11 protein-coding genes are annotated in these 17,420 nt (G+C 42.0%); 5 read left to right on the forward strand and 6 right to left on the reverse strand.

Annotation, left to right across the window (positions count from 1 at the left end):
- A partial coding sequence (locus OSCIL6407_RS0108815; protein WP_019487131.1) for a CHASE domain-containing protein occupies nt 1-678 on the reverse strand: 678 nt, incomplete at its 3' end.
- A gap of 365 nt (nt 679-1,043) precedes the next feature.
- On the opposite strand from OSCIL6407_RS0108815, the gene OSCIL6407_RS0108820 reads away from it, so the two are divergent.
- Both OSCIL6407_RS0108820 and OSCIL6407_RS0108825 read left to right on the forward strand, forming a co-directional pair.
- Entirely contained in the window at nt 1,044-1,931 is an 888-nt protein-coding gene (locus tag OSCIL6407_RS0108820; RefSeq protein ID WP_019487132.1) for a carbohydrate ABC transporter permease, read from the forward strand.
- Nucleotides 1,932-2,009: 78 nt separating this feature from the next.
- A complete protein-coding gene (locus tag OSCIL6407_RS0108825) occupies nt 2,010-3,680 on the forward strand; it encodes a SulP family inorganic anion transporter (protein WP_007358004.1) in 1,671 nt (556 codons plus the stop codon).
- Nucleotides 3,681-3,863: 183 nt separating this feature from the next.
- Here the strand turns inward: OSCIL6407_RS0108825 and OSCIL6407_RS0108830 are convergent, their stop codons facing one another.
- On the reverse strand, nt 3,864-4,052 hold the full coding sequence (locus tag OSCIL6407_RS0108830) for a hypothetical protein (RefSeq protein ID WP_234708827.1): 189 nt from the start codon (nt 4,050-4,052) through the stop codon (nt 3,864-3,866).
- Nucleotides 4,053-4,124: 72 nt separating this feature from the next.
- Between OSCIL6407_RS0108830 and OSCIL6407_RS0108835 the strand changes: the two genes are divergently transcribed.
- Nucleotides 4,125-4,679, forward strand: a complete 555-nt coding sequence (locus tag OSCIL6407_RS0108835; RefSeq protein ID WP_007358006.1) for a carbonic anhydrase — start codon at nt 4,125-4,127, stop codon at nt 4,677-4,679.
- A 255-nt stretch (nt 4,680-4,934) separates the two neighbouring features.
- Complete coding sequence (locus tag OSCIL6407_RS0108840; protein WP_007358007.1) at nt 4,935-5,249, forward strand: hypothetical protein; 315 nt, start codon at nt 4,935-4,937, stop codon at nt 5,247-5,249.
- Between the two features lie 164 nt (nt 5,250-5,413).
- On the opposite strand, the gene OSCIL6407_RS0108845 is transcribed toward OSCIL6407_RS0108840, so the two are convergent.
- Nucleotides 5,414-6,709, reverse strand: a complete 1,296-nt coding sequence (locus tag OSCIL6407_RS0108845; RefSeq protein WP_007358008.1) for an RNA-guided endonuclease InsQ/TnpB family protein — start codon at nt 6,707-6,709, stop codon at nt 5,414-5,416.
- A 151-nt stretch (nt 6,710-6,860) separates the two neighbouring features.
- Between OSCIL6407_RS0108845 and OSCIL6407_RS0108850 the strand changes: the two genes are divergently transcribed.
- On the forward strand, nt 6,861-8,588 hold the full coding sequence (locus OSCIL6407_RS0108850; protein WP_007358009.1) for a succinate dehydrogenase/fumarate reductase flavoprotein subunit: 1,728 nt from the start codon (nt 6,861-6,863) through the stop codon (nt 8,586-8,588).
- Nucleotides 8,589-8,632: 44 nt separating this feature from the next.
- On the opposite strand, the gene OSCIL6407_RS0108855 is transcribed toward OSCIL6407_RS0108850, so the two are convergent.
- The 3 genes from OSCIL6407_RS0108855 to OSCIL6407_RS0108865 all read right to left on the reverse strand — a co-directional run bounded on the left by OSCIL6407_RS0108855 (nt 8,633) and on the right by OSCIL6407_RS0108865 (nt 17,382).
- A complete protein-coding gene (locus OSCIL6407_RS0108855; RefSeq protein ID WP_007358010.1) occupies nt 8,633-10,378 on the reverse strand; it encodes a putative bifunctional diguanylate cyclase/phosphodiesterase in 1,746 nt (581 codons plus the stop codon).
- 2 nt (nt 10,379-10,380) lie between these two features.
- On the reverse strand, nt 10,381-11,706 hold the full coding sequence (locus OSCIL6407_RS0108860; RefSeq protein ID WP_007358011.1) for a sensor histidine kinase: 1,326 nt from the start codon (nt 11,704-11,706) through the stop codon (nt 10,381-10,383).
- A gap of 147 nt (nt 11,707-11,853) precedes the next feature.
- Complete coding sequence (locus OSCIL6407_RS0108865) at nt 11,854-17,382, reverse strand: trifunctional serine/threonine-protein kinase/ATP-binding protein/sensor histidine kinase (RefSeq protein ID WP_420705295.1); 5,529 nt, start codon at nt 17,380-17,382, stop codon at nt 11,854-11,856.
- Between the last annotated feature and the right edge of the window lie 38 nt (nt 17,383-17,420).

Raw genomic sequence — 17,420 nt, forward strand, 5'->3', positions numbered from 1 at the left:
TGCTCCCCTGCTCCCCTGCTCCCCTGCTCCCCTGCTCCCCTGCTCCCCCGCTCCCCCGCTCCCCTGCTCCCCTGCTCCCCCGCTCCCTAGATCCAAACCTGCTTCTGCCAGGAGAGTATGCTTGTTAATAATTATCGTTGCCAGACCCCAGTAGGGGCCACCTTTAGGTAAGCCCTCCTTTGGCGTGATAAAAATTGGAGTGTGGCTGATAAAGGCTCCAGTACCATCGCTCCAGTGAACAGGCCCAGCAACTACAGTGCTTCTAGTATTAATAGCTCGCACGATCGCCTGCCTTTCCTGCGATTTCTCCAGAAGGTTAACGCCCAGTGCGATTTTCGCCTCTGGCGGATAGATATGACTAATAACAGTATCTTTAGCCAATTCAATAATACGGATGCCTGTTTGTTTTGCCGCCAGTACCCTAGCCAGGGTCTGAAATTCCTGCGAGCCAATATCAGGATGGGTTGAGACGTGAGCCACCAGTCCTTCTGTGAGAAATAACCGCGAGTTCAGAGCACCTTCAAGCCGAGCTCGTGCTGTACTGACTTGATTGAGAGTGTCAATACGTCTTTGTTCGCGGAAACGCTGCTGTTCTGAGCGATCCAAAGCCCAAACCCCAGCAAGAATCGTTACCATTGCCGATACCGCCGCTAAGTAAGGCAAAGCTCTAAAATTCATAACCCTGTTGCCAATCCTATAAATACGCCCGCCACCATTAGCTATTAATACTTAGTCCTTCATTATTCGCAATCAGTCTCCCATAGCACCGCTCTTGTTTGACTTTTCTTTACTCCGCCCGCGACTCGCAATCAATAACTGTTCTGCTTGCAGCAGGACTGAGGCACTTGACGGTCAAACTTTTCTTAGCCTAGCTAAATTATCAAGTTAGTAAATGAAACTGCGGTTTCTAGCTTGATACAGATACACTAATCACATTGTGGCCGAGAAATCGTGAGATTGCTGCGATCTGTAGCAGGAAATCTTAAAAAAAAGTAAGATTTGCCCAGTTTCCCTAACCTCAAATGTCACTTCCTATAACTAAAATGTCTTTTACTTTCTTGCGAAGATACTTAACCCCTTATCTATTCTTGATCCCAGCTCTGCTTGCCTTGGGTTTAACTGTCTTGTGGCCGGCCGCGCAAGCTTTTTACCTCAGTTTCACTGGCTACGAATACGACTTAACCCAGTTACCACAGTGGGTTGGTTTGAAAAACTTTCAAAAGCTCTACGCCGATCCGGTTTTTTGGCAGACTTTGCGAAACACGCTACTATACCTCATCTGTGTAGTCCCTGTCATGGCGATCGCTCCTTTGGGACTAGCGATTTTAGTCAACCAAAAACTGCGCGGAATGCACTGGTTTCGAGCCGCATTTTATACTCCTGTGGTAATTTCGATGGTTGTGGCTGGACTTGCCTGGAAGTGGCTGTATGCGGAAAATGGATTGCTCAATCAATTGGGTCAATTATTTTCATTTCCCCCTATTCCTTGGCTCTCCAGTCCTAATTTAGCGCTTTTTAGTGTTATGGCTGTTACTATCTGGAAGGGGCTAGGCTATTACATGGTAATTTACTTAGCAGGCCTGCAAGCAATTTCAGAGGAACTCTACGAGGCCGCTGCTATTGACGGTTCAGACGGCTTCCGCAAGCACTGGGACATTACTTTACCACTGATGAAACCCTATTTGGTGCTAGTAGCAGTAATTTCTGCTATCTCTGCTACAAAAGTGTTTGAAGAAATATATATTATGACCCAGGGAGGGCCGCTTAATAGTTCTAAGACTATTGTTTATTACCTTTATGAAAGGGCTTTTCAGGATTTAGAAATTAGCTATGCTTGTACCATTGGTCTAGTCTTATTTTTGATAATTTTGGGGCTATCAATTCTGCAATTTAGTATTCAGCAATCAGGAGTAAGAAGACTAGATAATTAATATCCCGACGTCTGATTAAACAAGTTGAATTAGATTACTAATACCTCATAGGATGATAGCGAGGATAAATTAAGCAATATGACAGCAGATACTCTCAATCGCGATCGAGGCTTTCAATTTCGCCGTTTGTTTGTTAATTGGCGAGGAGATTTGACGGGAGGCTTGACAGCGGCGGTGGTAGCTTTGCCTCTAGCTTTAGCATTTGCAGTCGCAAGTGGAGTCGAGCCGAGGGCGGGACTCTATACGGCAATTGTGGCGGGAATTGTGGCGGGAATTTTTGGCGGTTCTCCCGTACAAATTACTGGCCCGACGGGAGCGATGGCGGTGATTTTAGTGGGGATTGTTACTAAATACGGCATCGAAAAAGTTTGGATTGCGGGGGTGATGGCTGGAATTATTCAGGTTGCTCTAGGAATTGCTAAATTAGGGCGGACTGTAAAGTTTATTCCCTATCCAGTGACGGCTGGATTTACTAATGGAATTGCGGTAATTATTTTTTGCGGTCAGCTCAATAATTTCTTTGGCTTACAATTGCCGCGTAGCGAACATTTTTTGCCGGGATTGTGGCAGAGTTTGACTCATTTGCAGGGTCTAAATTGGGCGGCGGTTGGCTTAGCAATGGGAGTGATTGCTATCAAGCTGCTTTGGCCTCGGATTAATCGCACCATTCCTGGTTCATTGGTGGGGATGATAGTCGCAACTGCGATCGCCTCTTATTTTCACCTTGATGTACCCACAATTGGCGCGATTCCCCAATCTTTGCCTTTACCGCATGGGATTCCCCACTGGAATGATTTTGGCTTAATCCAAGAATTGATTAAGCCGGCTTTGGCGTTGGCGGCGTTGGGAAGCATTGAATCTTTACTGTCAGCGGTAGTAGCCGATGGGATGACTGTCAGCGAGAAACATGATAGCGATCGCGAACTTATCGGTCAAGGTTTGGCGAATATCGCCATCCCCTTCTTTGGGGGTATACCCGCCACAGGCGCGATCGCGCGTACTGCTGTCAATGTCCGATCTGGGGGCAAAACTCGACTTTCGGGAGTTATTCACAGTCTTGCGATCGCCCTAATTATCTTAGTTTTTGCTCCTCTGGCCGCACAAATTCCCCTAGCAGCTTTAGCTGGGATTTTGATGGTAACAAGTGCGAGGATGATAGAGTGGGAAGCTATTGGTTTGCTGATGCGAGCTACTTACTCGGATTTTGGCGTAATGATTCTGACTTGGTTTGTGACAATATGTTTTGATTTAGTCCTAGCTGTGGAAGTAGGGTTGATTGCTGCCGGCGCTCTATTTATTAAGCGCATGAGCGAATTAAGCTTAGGCAAAATTCCTGAAACAGAAGCATTTCCCCCTGGAATTCCGCTGGAATTGAGCAAGGAAATTGCCGTTTACCGGGTGGATGGCCCAGTATTTTTCGGTGCAGCGGAACGGTTTGTCACTTTCCTCCGAGAACAGCCAGAAGTGAAATTTTTGGTTTTACGATTGCGTTACGTTCCCAATATGGACACGACTGGTTTAGTAGCTTTGGAAGACATTTTTAATGACTTAAAACGCCATAATTGTCGATTACTTCTGAGCGGTTTGCAGCCAGAAGTGGAAGGACTTCTAGAGCGCACTGGCTTACTGGGAAAAATTGGTCGCGAAAATTGTTTCGAGACCACAGAGGTAGCAATATTATCTCTAACTCATGGCTTTGAAGGAAGTTCTCAGCTAACTATTACTACTAAGCCAGAATTAGCTGTTTAATACTTGAATGAAGAGCGAGGGGAAAAGAAAGGGTAATGGTAAGGGAGAATTGTACCTGCCTTTGCGTTAGGTTTTTGCCCCTTGGTGTCAACTTAAGGTCAAACCCTGACTCCGACAGGGGTTAAAACCCCTGTCTCAAAGATCAAGTCCTCTAAAGAGGACTAAGAAAAGCTTTGAATTTAGTTAGTCCTCTTCAGAGGACTTAAATTTATTAGCCAGGGGTTTTAACCCCTGGCGGGCTTTCTGCTTAAGTTGACACCTATGGTTTTTGCCCCCTTCCTTTTTCCTTTTTCCTTCTCCCTCCTTCCCTTTTCCTTTTTCCTTCTCCCTCCTTCCTTCTTCCTTCTTCCTTCTTCCCTCTTCCTTCAGCAAAAAATGATATAAAATGTATTGTGTAAGATTTGGCAGATGAAACAATTGTTTAAATTATCAAGGAGTAGCTTTATGGGATGTCAGTGTTGCGATCGGCGCTATTTTCTGAAATCTTTATTGTCAGGCGCGATCGCATTTACAGTCCTTCAACCGACTCAACCTGCTAGAGCCGAAGAGCGGGAAGCTAAAGCACTGGTTCTTAGTTGCATAGACTTTCGCTTTCTCGGATCGGAAAGATACTTTTTATCTTTACAAAACCTGGGTAATCAGTATGACTGGACGGCTTTAGCTGGAGCATCTCTTGCTTTGGCCGGATTTCCCAGCGGGGCTGATACTCAAGCTTTTTGGGATCAATTAGAGTTATCTTACAAACTGCACCATATTAAAAAAGTAATCATTCTCGACCATCAAGATTGTGGAGCTTATGCTATTAAATTTGACCCCGAATTGAACCAAGATGCTGAACGAGAGTTGCAAGTCCACACGGATTACTTGAATCAAGCTTTTTGGGCAATTCGCAAGCGCTATCCTGACCTAAATATAGAGCTTTATTTTGTTAATTCTAATGCTGAAGTTAAACCTATTTTGCCTATAACTCAGACTGCAAAAACTACTCGCACCACCTAAAAATTTAGATGGAGTTATCCCTATAAAAACAATAGTTTCAGCAATTAAGAATTTCCTAACTGTGTTGATGCTTGCTATCTTTCTACCTACGGTAGTTTCATTTGAATGGCAAATGTAGTAAAGATATTTCCTCCCAGCGGAGAACTTTTCAGCTTGTAAAGTCTCGTTAAGACTCTTAACAAAATGTGTAAAATCAAACCCAAAACTCAAATAGACCCTTAACCTAGAGATTTATAGTAAGTAACCCCCGAATTTATGAATAACCTCCATAACTATCGCCTCAAATGCACGCTCACCTTCGGTGACATCTACGGTCAAATCATTGCTTGGCTAATTGTCATCTTCCTGAGCCTAGCATCCTCACTAGCTTTGTGGAGCAGCGCCCGTCAGATCTACGCCCTAGCCACTGTGGGTATAGTTTTAGTGCTGTCTTTGCCATTCTTGCTGTTTGCCTTCGTCACTACCCTCCTAAACCATATCGAAGTAACAGCCATTGACCCAGCCACCGAACCCCAAGCCACTATTACAGGAACGATGCCCAATCATAAACCAGCCGAAGCCATTGGCTGATCGGATTTTAGATGTGAACAGGCATCTAAAATCAAAAAAATTTCCCTGCCTTGAGGTAGGGAGTTTTTTTTATGCTTGACACTCCCACCCTCAAGGAGCAATACTCGCGGCGCGGTTAAATTCTGTCAGGTTGACACTCCCCGGTCTGTCATACACGGGGATTCTTAAGGACAAACTTTGGGGGATAAATCCACCCAAAGTTTGATTCTTAAAGGGTTTGTCAGTAACCCGCTACCCACTCGCCCAATAATTGAGTCTGTGGCTACTTTTGATTTGCAGATAATATTTGCCGCACCGTTAACATCTGCATTTAGAATTAATCTCTGAGCTGAACGGTACAAACCTCGTTTAATTCTTTTGCCTGATGGTTGCCAATTGTCGGGTTTTTCACCAACTTTTACTGGCAGAAAATCTCGATCTAAGAAGCTAGCTTTTGAGGTGTAAGATTCATCTTGCTCCACAAATCGCCAACCTCTTAAGTCGCACTCTTGTTGCAATCTATCTTTAACTTTAGCTGTGGGTATTTGAACGAAGTTCTGATTGGTTACTCCACCCATATTGACTTCTTGCTTCTGTCCCTTATTCCAACCAAATACTATGACGTTAATTTGGTGACTTTCGCAATAATCTATGATGGTTCTAACTGCTTTGTTGACAGCATCTCTCATCCTTCTAGTGCGAGTTTCTGATAACTGTTGCAGTCTTTTTGACGAGAAGCCTTTAGGCAACTTGTGTTTAGCGTATTCTGATTGAATTCTCGCTTTTTGCTTGTTAAACCATTGGTTCCAAGACTTCAATTTGTGACCATCGACAATGAAGGGCTTACCATTGCTAGAAACACAGGTCAACCAGTTATTGATACCATGATCTATACCCAGAACTCCAGTTACTTCGAGACTGCAACTAGGGGCTTGTTTGGTCAAAGATTCGTGGATATACTCAACCCAGACCTCACCATTTCTAGGGATTAACCTGAGTTCTTTAATCGAGCAACCCTTCAGTCTTTGTGGTAACGTCACCCAAAGACCGTCTACCCCAAAGTGTTCTTTCCCTTTATTCCCTAGAGGTAGTCTCACTTGATTGCCGACTATTTTCAAGGCTTGTCCCGGATATGAAACCGGGTACATACCCCCTTTGGTTCTGTACTTGGGTAATCTCGGTTTTTGATTAAGTTCCCCCTTTTTGGCTAACTTTTCTAAGGCTCGGAAAGAACTAAAAGATTCAGCGACAGACTTAAGGGATTGTTGAGCAACTTGCGAGTAGAGCAAGGCGTAATTTTCGTTGGTTTTGGTTATTTTGTATAGTTCGGGATATTTAACTGCGCCTTTGTCTTTGAAGTATCGTTGCCGACTTTCGTAAGTGCCGACATTAAATAGGTTATTTGACCATCTCAACAGTTGTTCGACAATAGATTTATCGCGTCCTATTAAATGCCAGATATCTTTTTGCACTGCGTACATTTGGTTTCACCTCCTTTGATTAATTGTACTATACTTGGAAATATCTAACTGGGAGATTAAAGTCTCCCGATCCCTTTCATCCCTGGACTAAAGTCGCAGGGTTTTCAGGGGATTTTTTTATAAGAACAGCAGAACAACTCAAAATCAGCTAATGTTAGAACACGACGTAATCATAGTAGGCGGTGGGTTAGCCGGTTGCCGCGCCGCAGTAGAAATTGCTCGCACCGACCCCAGCTTAAAAGTAGCTGTCGTCGCCAAAACTCACCCGATTCGATCGCACTCTGTCGCCGCCCAGGGGGGAATGGCCGCCACACTGAATAATGTAGATACTGAAGACACTTGGAAAGCCCACGCCTTCGATACAGTAAAGGGTTCTGACTATTTGGCGGATCAAGACGCGGTAGAAATTCTTACTCGCGAGGCCCCAAATGTAGTCATCGATTTGGAACACATGGGGGTATTATTTTCCCGCCTCGCAGATGGGAGAATTGCCCAACGTGCTTTTGGCGGACATTCTCATATCCGTACTTGCTACGCCGCTGATAAAACCGGTCACGCCATCCTCCATGAATTAGTCAACAATTTGCGTCGCTATGGAGTTCACATCTACGAAGAGTGGTATGTGATGCGTTTGATTTTAGAAGAAGGCCAGGCGAAGGGATTAGTAATGTATCGCCTTGTCGATGGTCAAATTGAAGTTGTCCGCGCTAAGGCGGTGATGTTTGCTACTGGTGGTTATGGTCGGGCTTACAATACGACATCTAATGATTATGCTTCGACGGGAGACGGTTTGGCGATGTCTGCCTTGGCGGGAGTCCCTTTGCAGGATATGGAATTTGTGCAGTTTCACCCCACTGGTTTGTATCCAGCGGGAGTGTTAATTTCCGAAGCTGTGCGGGGTGAGGGCGCTTATTTGATTAACTCGGAAGGCGATCGCTTTATGGCTAATTATGCCCCTAGCAGGATGGAGTTAGCACCAAGGGATATTACATCTAGGGCAATTTCATTAGAAATTCGCGCTGGACGTGGTATCAATACCGATGGTAGTGCAGGCGGCCCTTTTATTTACATGGATTTGCGACACATGGGCCGGGAAAAAATCATGAGTAAAATTCCTTTTGCTTGGGAAGAAGCGCACCGATTATTAGGGATTGATGCTGTAAATCAACCGATGCCTGTGCGTCCAACGGTACACTATTCAATGGGCGGAATTCCCACTAATACTGGCGGTCAAGTTCGTAGCAGTAGTGATGGTTTGGTTGATAGTTTTTTTGCTGCGGGTGAAGCTGCTTGTGTCTCAGTTCACGGCGCGAACCGTTTGGGCAGTAATTCGCTATTAGAATGTGTAGTTTATGGAAAAATTACTGGTGCAACTATAGCAGAATTTGTGCAAAATCGCAAGTTGCCATCAGTGAATGAACAGCGTTATGTGCAGGAGGCTCAAGAGCAAATTCAAGCGCTAATCGAACAGCCTGGAAAAATTAGAATTGACCAATTAAGGCAGCAGTTTCAAGATACTATGACTGCACACTGCGGTGTGTTTCGTACTCAGGAAGTGATGCAGGATGGCTTGAGTAAATTGGCAGAACTACAAGGGCAATATCAGGATATTTACTTAGATGATAAGGGTAAGCTTTGGAATACGGAAATTGTAGAAGCCTTGGAATTACAAAGTTTGATGATTGTGGGGCAGTTAATTTTAACTTCGGCTTTGAATCGTCAAGAAAGTCGCGGTGCTCATTCGCGGGAGGATTTTCCGCAGCGGGATGATGGGAGTTTCTTAAAGCATACAATGGCTTATTATTCGCCTGCGGGGATTGATTTGTCTTATCGACCTGTGGCGATTACAATGTTTGAACCCCAGGAGAGAAAGTATTAATTAAAGAGTTAACGGTTAACTGTTAAGGGTTAACAGTTAACCCTTTAATTAAATGAGGCTAAAAGCTCTCCAGCAGCCTCGACATCCAGGGGCTTAGAAAAAAAGAATCCCTGTCCGTATTCGCACCCCAATTCCCTTAATCGATTCAATTGTTCTTGCGTTTCTATCCCTTCAGCAACCACATCCAGTTCCAAAGAGTGAGCCAAAGCAATAATCGTCTTCACAATATCAAAATCTTTACTATCTCCAACCATTCCACTAATAAACTCCCTGTCAATTTTCAGAGTATCAATTGGTAGATGATGCAGATATGATAGAGAAGAATAACCCGTGCCAAAATCATCAATAGAAAATTGTATTTGCTTCGCTTTTAACTCTGCTAATAACTGACCCGCCGCTCCAGCATTCTCCATAAACATACTCTCAGTAATCTCTAACTTTAAAGACTCACCACTTAAAGAAAACTGTGCCAACAACTCCTCAATCAGCATCACTAAATCAGGACTAGAAAGTTGAATTCCCGACAAATTAACGCTCATACTCAAAGGTCGTACATTCGGAAACTGTTCGAGCCAAATCCTCAAACACCCCATCGCTTCCGATAGTACCCATGCCCCTAAAGACAGAATTAATCCTGTTTCTTCAGCAACAGGAATAAACTCGGCTGGAGAAACCATTCCCCTAACTTTATGCCGCCATCTTACTAAGGCTTCAAACCCAACAATTTGTTCATCAACTAATGAGAAAATGGGCTGATAATTTAAATGTAATTGCTCGTTAAAAACTGCTCGCTGCAAATCAGCTTCTAATTCGAGGCGAGAAATTGCACCCGCAAGCATCCCTGGATTAAATACCGCCGTGCTACCTTTACTCTGCACCACTGCGTAGTGCATCGCTGTATCCGCTGCTCTCAATAAATCTTCCGGTTCAAGGCCCTCTAAACTGCTGTGAGCAATGCCAATACTCACTGTTGAAGACACTGCCACTTCTTCTAAAACAAAGGGAGTTTCTAAAGCGCGATGGATAGCACTAGCGATATTGCTTGCCTGTTGATTGTCAGAAATATCTTTCAACAATATGGCAAATTCATCACTGCCCACGCGGGCGATTATTGCCGTCTGCGGCATACAACTTTCTAACCGCCGAGCTGTCTGTTTCAACAATTCCTCTCCTACTCCGTGTCCCAAAGTAAATTTGACAACTTGATAGCGGTCTAAGTTCAAAAATAATATCGCAAAGCGATTACTAAGCTGCTCTTGGCTAATATGAATACAGACCTCTATCTGTTCGATAAATCCGTTTCTGTTCAGTAAACCCGTAAGAGCATCATAAAATGCCTGGTATCGTAGTTGTTCTTGCGCGGCTTGAAGCTGCCGTTGATTATCTCGAACTTCGCGGACAAACCCCAAGGTTTTATTAATCGTAATCTCTAAATCATTAAAGTCAATCGGTTTTGTCAAAAAATCAAAAGCTCCGCGATTCATCGCAGTTCTAATGTTTTTCAATTCGTCGTAAGCTGATACGACAACAGCCTTGAGAGTTGGGTCAACTTTTTTGATTTTATCTAACAGCGTCAAACCATCCATCTCCGGCATCCGAATGTCCGTTAAGATTAAATCGACATCTGGGGAAGCTTCTAGCAAAGATAGGGCTTCAAAGCCGTTACTAACAAAGATAAATTCTAATTCTTTCGCCTTAATTTGTTTGCGAAACCTCTGTTTAATTAAACGTTCCAGACTAAGCTCATCATCTACTACTAAAATAATTTTGGATGTTCTGAAAGATGGCATAGTTAACCACCCCCAGAATTGCTGTATATGGGAATTTCTATGATAAATTCGCTACCGTTTTCTGGATTAGAAATACAGTCAATCCTGCCACCATGTTTTTCTACCACAATTGACCAAGAAATAGACAGCCCCAATCCTGTACCGACCCCCACTTGTTTTGTTGTGAAGAATGGGTTAAAGATGTTCTCTCTTACTGATTCTGGCATTCCTAGTCCATTGTCAGAAATGCGGATTATAGCGTGAGGATATAATAATCTCGCTCTCTCATCTCTATTGTCATCATTTCCTATCTGCGATTCCCGATTTCCCAATTCAGTTTTAATAGTAATTACCTTGGAATTAGCTTTAATCTCTTCATAACTATATCCTTGATTCGATTCTTCTATTGCATCAATCGCATTGGCAATAATATTCATAAATACCTGATTTAGTTGCCCAGGGTAACATTCTACTAGAGGCAATTCTCCGTAGTCTTTAATTACTTTAATGTCAGGTCGATGCTTATTACCTTTTAGTCGGTGCATCAAAATCATGAGCGTACTCTCAATTCCCTCGTGAATATTGAAAGGAACTTTTTGGACGGTATCGCTTCGCGAGAACGTTCTCAAAGAGGTGCTAATATTGCGGATGCGTTCTGTTCCTTCTTTCATTGATGCGACAAGTTTAGGCAAGTCTTCAATCACAAAGTCCAACTCGACTTTCTCTATTTTCTCCTGAAGAACGTCGCTAGGGCTTGGTAGTTCGGTTTGATAGAGTTCTAAAATATTCAACAATTCTCGGATATAAATTTCTATGTGATCGATATTACCAGAAATAAAGCCAATCGGATTATTAATTTCATGAGCAACTCCTGCCACTAATTGCCCAATAGAAACCATTTTTTCACTTTGAATTAATTGAGCTTGTGCCTGATGTAGCGCCTTGAGGTTTTGTTTCATTTTTTGGACATACTCTAAGGTTCTATTAATGGTAATTTCTAAATCATCAAAGTCAATCGGTTTGGTTAGAAAATCAAAAGCACCCCGATTCATTGCTGTTCTAATATTTTGTAAGTCACCGTAAGCAGAGACTACTACTGTTTTTAAAGTTAGATTCCCCTCAAGCTCCGAGAGCTTTTCTAGCAAAGTCAATCCGTCCATTTCTGGCATATTAATGTCAGTTAAAATTACGGCTATGGGGGATTCTTCTACTAATTTTTCTAGGGCTTCTTTGCCATTATGAGCAAAAATAAACTCTAATTCACGATCGCGAATACTTTTACGAAATCGTTGCTTAATTAATCGCTCTAAGCTTACTTCATCATCTACTACTAAGATTTTATATGTCATTTTTTACCTACTACACACTTGATTTTTTGCTTTTGTTGGCATTGAAGGGGTGATAAAATCGGGAAATAATCTTTATTTTCAAGAGTTGAATTAAATTAAAATTGCCAACTCTATTCTTATAATTCAATCATTTTCTTACCCGACCGCTTATCTTTCATTGCTCAACTGTTTCGGTAAGCAAATGATAAATTTTGTCCCCCTTCCTAGTTCAGTTTCTAGTTGGATGCTGCCTCGGTGTTGTCCTACAATTATATCGTGTGTGAGCGATAGCCCTAAACCTGTACCTTCTCCAGCCGATTTGGTTGTAAAGAAAGGATTAAAGATTTTATCTTGAAGTTCTGATTCGATCCCGCTACCGTTATCAGCAATACTGATTTCTACAGTTTCGCCGCGATTTCGCGTCTTCACAGAGATGGTAGGGTTAAAAGAATCGCCAAGTTCTTGCTTCTTAGTATGCACCGCGTAGCAAGCGTTGTCAATCAAATTGATGAAGGCGCGGCTGAGATCGGAAGCTATTAATTGTAATTGACCGATAGTGGTATCATAATTGGTTTCTATCATTAAATTAAACCTATTATCTTTTGCCCGCCTGCTATGGTAAGCTAAATCAACTGCTTGAGCGAGAAGTTGGTTCAAGTCTATGAGTTGGTATTGACCGCTTTCTGTACGAGCGTGCATCATCATACTTCTAATGATATTTTCAGCTCTTTTCCCATGCAGGTTGATGTCACTCGCATTGCCTTTGAGTTCTTCCAGAATATATTTGATATTGTCAAGAGTTTCTGGTTCTAGCTTTTCTGAATTTTTTTCTATTTCTTCTATCAATTCCTCAGTTAATTGTACGCTAGATTCGGCAAAGTTATTGACAAAATTGAGTGGATTTCTGAGTTCGTGAGCAACACCAGCGGTCAGAGATCCTAAAGAGGCGAGTTTTTCTTTGGCGATAATCTGTTTTTGAGCTGCTTTGAGTTCCGCAGTTCTTTCTTCTACTTTAGTTTCTAGGTTATGAGAATATTCTGCTAGTTGCTGATTGGCGGCTTCTAACTGCTGGTTGCTTTGCTCTAAGTTACTATACAAAAAGGCATTTTCTAAGGAAATAGCTGCTTGAAGGCAGAGAATATTTAAGACTTCTGTACGCTCTTTTGTAAAAGCTCCGATTGTAATGTTGTTTTCTAGATAAATAAGCCCAATTAGTTTGCCTTGATTGAGAATAGGCGAACACAATACTGATTGAGGATGCTGCTGTTGAATGTAAGAATCGGCAGCAAATCTTGAGTCATTAGCAGTACTATTTAATACTAGGTTTTGTTTGCTCCTGAGCACATAGTTAACTACTGAAATAGGTAGTAATTCCTTAGCTAAAGGGATTTGCTCCACTGTTATTAATTCTGGGCTGAGAGCGCTGACTTCTATTGTCAGTTGATTGTTTTCTTGCAAGATTAAATAGCCTTTTTGAGCTCCGGCGTTTTCTATTAAAATTGTCATTAGTTTGCTGAGCAAACCTTCTAAGGCAAATTCGCCGGAGAGTGCTTGTGCAGCTTTCATAACACTAGCGAAGTCTAATACTGCTGAACCTCTCGAACTGGAATTGGTTGACCGCGTTGAGGTAGTTACTCTAGTTGCTTCTATGTCCGATAACTCTGGGTTTGACGTGCGGAAAATTAGCTGAGGGTAGCGTTCGTCTAAGTCTTTGACTTTAGCTGTTGCTCCCCAGCGGATGTAGGCGTAGTAGGCTTCTGTCATGTAGGTTTTGGCTATCTTTTCTCTGCCGAGAGCGAGATAAAATTCGGCGGCGAGTTCGTTCGCTAAGGCTTCTTCTTGGATGTAGCCATTGTTTTTAGCTCCAATAATTGCTCGGTCGTAATAGTCCTGAGCTTTGAGGATATCGCCAGAAATTCGCGCTCTTTCTGCTTCAACGAGTTCGTATTTATGCTGGTAGTTGGCGGGGGCGTGGTGGGCCCAGTGCTGCATTTTTTTCTGGTTTTCTTCTACTTGGAGTAGATATTGTTCTTTTTTAGTAGGTTCGACCTTGGAATAGTGAGCGAGGAGAGATAGGGAATAATAAAAGTTATAAACGGCAAGAGTCATCAAGCCTATCCCACTCGCAATTTGTTCTAGCACTAGCAAAGCATTGTCAATAGCTTGAGAAAAATCTTTGAATAAATAGCAGAGAATTGTTTTATTAATATATACAACAAAAAGAGTTCCACTATTTTTTGTTGCTTGCAAAAATGGCAGCATGGCTGTCTCGTCAAAACTTTCACCAATCAACACAATTTTATTTGGCGCTAGCCCTTGTAGATTTAAGGTGAGTTGATGAAAACTTTGGATATATTTGGTTACGAATTCTTGCTTTAATTTTTTCATTGAACCAATATATGCCAGTTGCTCATTTGCCACTAATTCTAATGGCTTACCAACCCAAAGTATGTAAACTGAGTAGTGAAGAGCACAAATACCAGCATATTCCATATCTCCGGTCTCTAGTCCACTATGAAATCCTTCTATTAACGGTGCTAAAGTTTCCACCGTATGTTCTTTCCAGTGTCGAATCAAACCGTTAAAAGGAGCATAAACTTTACTTTTTAGTTCTCTAGCATTGAATTGCTCCAATAATCTTAAAGATAGTTGACCAGCATAATATCCAGCATCCAATTCGCCCATTACTCCCGATAAAATCATGCCATAATCAACATAGGCAATCGCAGCTACAGCCGAATGACCTTCCTCAATACAAAGAGCAAGCATAGTGAAAACTATCTGCACAAAAGCTTGGGGATTAGCAATCACAGCAGCAGCACTAATATTCATCAAAATTTGCATAGCGGCTAGCTTATAGGGATCGGTCATTATAGGGAAATTTTCTAAATCTTCAAGCTGAGGCAAATTGAATTTTGCAGTGCTATTATTGCCAGGGAGAGGAGATAATTTTACTCCCAACAATTCCACGACTTTTGTTCCTGTTTCAATTGCTTTTAGCATCTGATTTTGTGCAATAGCAAACTGAATTTCTAGCTCATACACTTTCACCTTGTCCAGTAAATTCTTAGCTTGCTCCAAAACAATTTTTACCAAATTTTCTGCTCGCTCAAAATTAGTATTTAAATATTCTGCTTCCGCCGCTTCCACATAAAGTTTAAGGGTCAATTCATAGTGACTATACCAGCTATTTTCTGGCAACAATTCCAACCCTACTGTTAAATATTTAACAGCCGCATCAATTGCTGTAGAGATTTTCGCCTTCTTACCAGCTCTCAAATTCAGATTAGCTAGTTCCTCTTTTTCCGAGGATTCGGTGATAAATTCCCTACCAATATTAAGCTGATTAACTACGTCAAAAATTGTTTCTTCTAAGGCATAATTTGCCGTCTGTTGCAACAGCAATTGACCTATTTTTAAATGCGTAGCTTTTTTTTGTTCTTCAGGAATTAGGGAATAGGCTGCTTGCTGTACTCGGTCATGGAGAAATTTATAGCCAACTCTAAACTCTTCAAGGGGTGTTGTATCTTGCTCAGATGGATCGAGCTGTAACGGTATTTTATAGTCATTACTTAAAGGTAACAATAAACCTAATTGCAACGCTTCCCAGAGATTATCTGCTATGCCAAACTGAGATTTTTCGCTGACTATTGCCAAGACATCTAAATAAAAAGAGTTGCCGATACAAGCAGCTAATTTTAACGCTTCTTGAGTAGCTTCTGGCAGCTTTTGCAAGTTTCTTGCTACTAACTGGACAACGTTGTAATCGGTAATACCGATTGCTTGTATTTCCTCTAGGTTCCACAGCCAACGCCCCCGATTAAAGTCAAATTGCAACAGTCTTTCTGCATACAAAGTTTGCAGCAATTGATTCATAAAGAATGGATTTCCCTGAGTCTTATTGAAAATGAGGCGGCTGAGTTCTTGGGAGCGTTCAGAATCTTTTAGAGTGTCAGCGAGGATTAAATTAACTATATTAAGTGTTAAAGGTTGGAGTACAATATTATTAACTATTGCCCCTGTTTTTTGTATTTCCTCCAGGGTTGATATCAAGGCATGAGTAGGACTGACTTCGTTATCTCGATAGGCTCCAATTAGTAATAAATAATTGCTATCATCGTCAGTCATCAGTAGTTGAATCAACTTCAAAGAAGCTAAATCTGCCCACTGCAAATCATCAAGGAATAGAACAAGGGGGTGCGTTTTTTTTGTAAAGACACTGATGAATTTTTTAAAGACTAAATTGAAGCGGTTTTGAGAGGCGGTAGGTTCAAGTTCCGGGACTTCTGGCTGATTACCAATAATCAATTCCACTTCGGGAATTACATCGATGATGACTTGAGCGTTAACCCCTAATGCTTCTAACAATTCTGCTTTCCAAATGGCTATTTGTTCAGTAGTTTCTGTTAACTGCTGGCGGATGAGTTCTGAGAAAGCTTGAATAATCGCTGCATAGGGAATGTTACGCTTGAATTGGTCAAATTTCCCGGTAGTAAAGTAGCCCCGTTGTCGGACTATGGGTTTGTGGACTTCCTGAACGACGCTGGTTTTGCCAATGCCAGAGTAACCAGAAACTAGCATTATTTCAACTTGGCTTAGCCCGGTTGGGGGATTACTAATTCGTTCAAATGCTTCTAGTAATGCTGTAACTTCTGATTCCCTACCGTAGAGTTTTTGAGGAATCAGAAATTGTCCTGATTTATCTTTTTTACCTGGAGTCAAGTTACGAATCCGTCCAGTAGCTTGCAGTTGGTTTAAGCATTCTTCTAAGTCTACTTTCAGTCCTTGGGTACTTTGATAGCGGTCTTCCGCATTCTTTGCTATTAATTTCATCACAATAGCACTAATAGCGCTAGGAATTTCGGGGTTTAGTTGTTGAATGGGAGTCGGATTTTTGGCGATGTGGCAATACACTAATTCCAATGGGTCAAGGCTGGTAAAAGGAACTTGACCCGTTAGCATTTCATAGCAGGTGATGCCGAGGGAATAGAAATCGGTGCGGTAGTCGAGAGTGCGGTTCATTCTCCCAGTTTGTTCGGGAGACATATAGGCAAGAGTGCCTTCAAGTTCGTTGGGGTTATTGATAGTTGGGGTTTCTCGGCTAAGGCGAGTGGCGATGCTAAAATCGATGAGTTTAAGTTGCTTGGTAGTGGCGTTAATGATGATATTACTTGGTTTAATGTCTTTGTGAATGATGCTGTGTTGATGGAGCTCAGTAAGACCAATTGCAAGTTGTAAAGCGATGCTAAGAAATTCTTTAATAGTAGGTTTTTTTGCTGCTAAAAGTTGCTTGAGAGAAGTTCCGCCCAAGTCTTCCATGATCAGGGCGTAGCTGTTACCTGCATTTTCTAGACTGTAGGTGTTAACAACGCCTTGTAAGTTTAAATTTTGAGTTATTTTATATTCGTGTCTGAGGCGAGTAATATCTTCTATAGTAGGGAACTCGGCTGTTAGGGTTTTAATGATGATTTGGGTGCGGTCTTTTTCTCTGATTCCTCGGTAGATGGCGTTCTTTATTCCCACTTGGACTGACTGGGTGATTTGATAACCGGGAAGGTCGAACATATTGGAATCTCCTGTACCGAGAGAAGCAAGTTGTCGATTCAGTATATCTAATTTTTCGGGCAAGTAGGAATGGGGTAGAAATTTTGGCGTTGCTGATTTACGGTATAAACGGCTAAATATGCAAATCCTCAAAACTATTGTCCACAAATATTCTGGGTTTTTGTATGGTT

This window comes from Kamptonema formosum PCC 6407 (genome assembly GCF_000332155.1).
In the GTDB taxonomy this organism is placed as follows: domain Bacteria; phylum Cyanobacteriota; class Cyanobacteriia; order Cyanobacteriales; family Microcoleaceae; genus Kamptonema; species Kamptonema formosum.

What these genes read in the sequence shown, in the direction of transcription:
- OSCIL6407_RS0108835 (WP_007358006.1), top strand. Translation starts at nt 4,125, where the DNA reads ATGGGATGTCAGTGTTGCGATCGGCGCTATTTTCTGAAATCTTTATTG.
- OSCIL6407_RS0108820 (WP_019487132.1), top strand. Translation starts at nt 1,044, where the DNA reads ATGTCTTTTACTTTCTTGCGAAGATACTTAACCCCTTATCTATTCTTG.
- OSCIL6407_RS0108825 (WP_007358004.1), top strand. Translation starts at nt 2,010, where the DNA reads ATGACAGCAGATACTCTCAATCGCGATCGAGGCTTTCAATTTCGCCGT.
- OSCIL6407_RS0108840 (WP_007358007.1), top strand. Translation starts at nt 4,935, where the DNA reads ATGAATAACCTCCATAACTATCGCCTCAAATGCACGCTCACCTTCGGT.
- OSCIL6407_RS0108860 (WP_007358011.1), bottom strand. Translation starts at nt 11,706, where the DNA reads ATGACATATAAAATCTTAGTAGTAGATGATGAAGTAAGCTTAGAGCGA.
- OSCIL6407_RS0108850 (WP_007358009.1), top strand. Translation starts at nt 6,861, where the DNA reads ATGTTAGAACACGACGTAATCATAGTAGGCGGTGGGTTAGCCGGTTGC.
- OSCIL6407_RS0108845 (WP_007358008.1), bottom strand. Translation starts at nt 6,709, where the DNA reads ATGTACGCAGTGCAAAAAGATATCTGGCATTTAATAGGACGCGATAAA.
- OSCIL6407_RS0108855 (WP_007358010.1), bottom strand. Translation starts at nt 10,378, where the DNA reads ATGCCATCTTTCAGAACATCCAAAATTATTTTAGTAGTAGATGATGAG.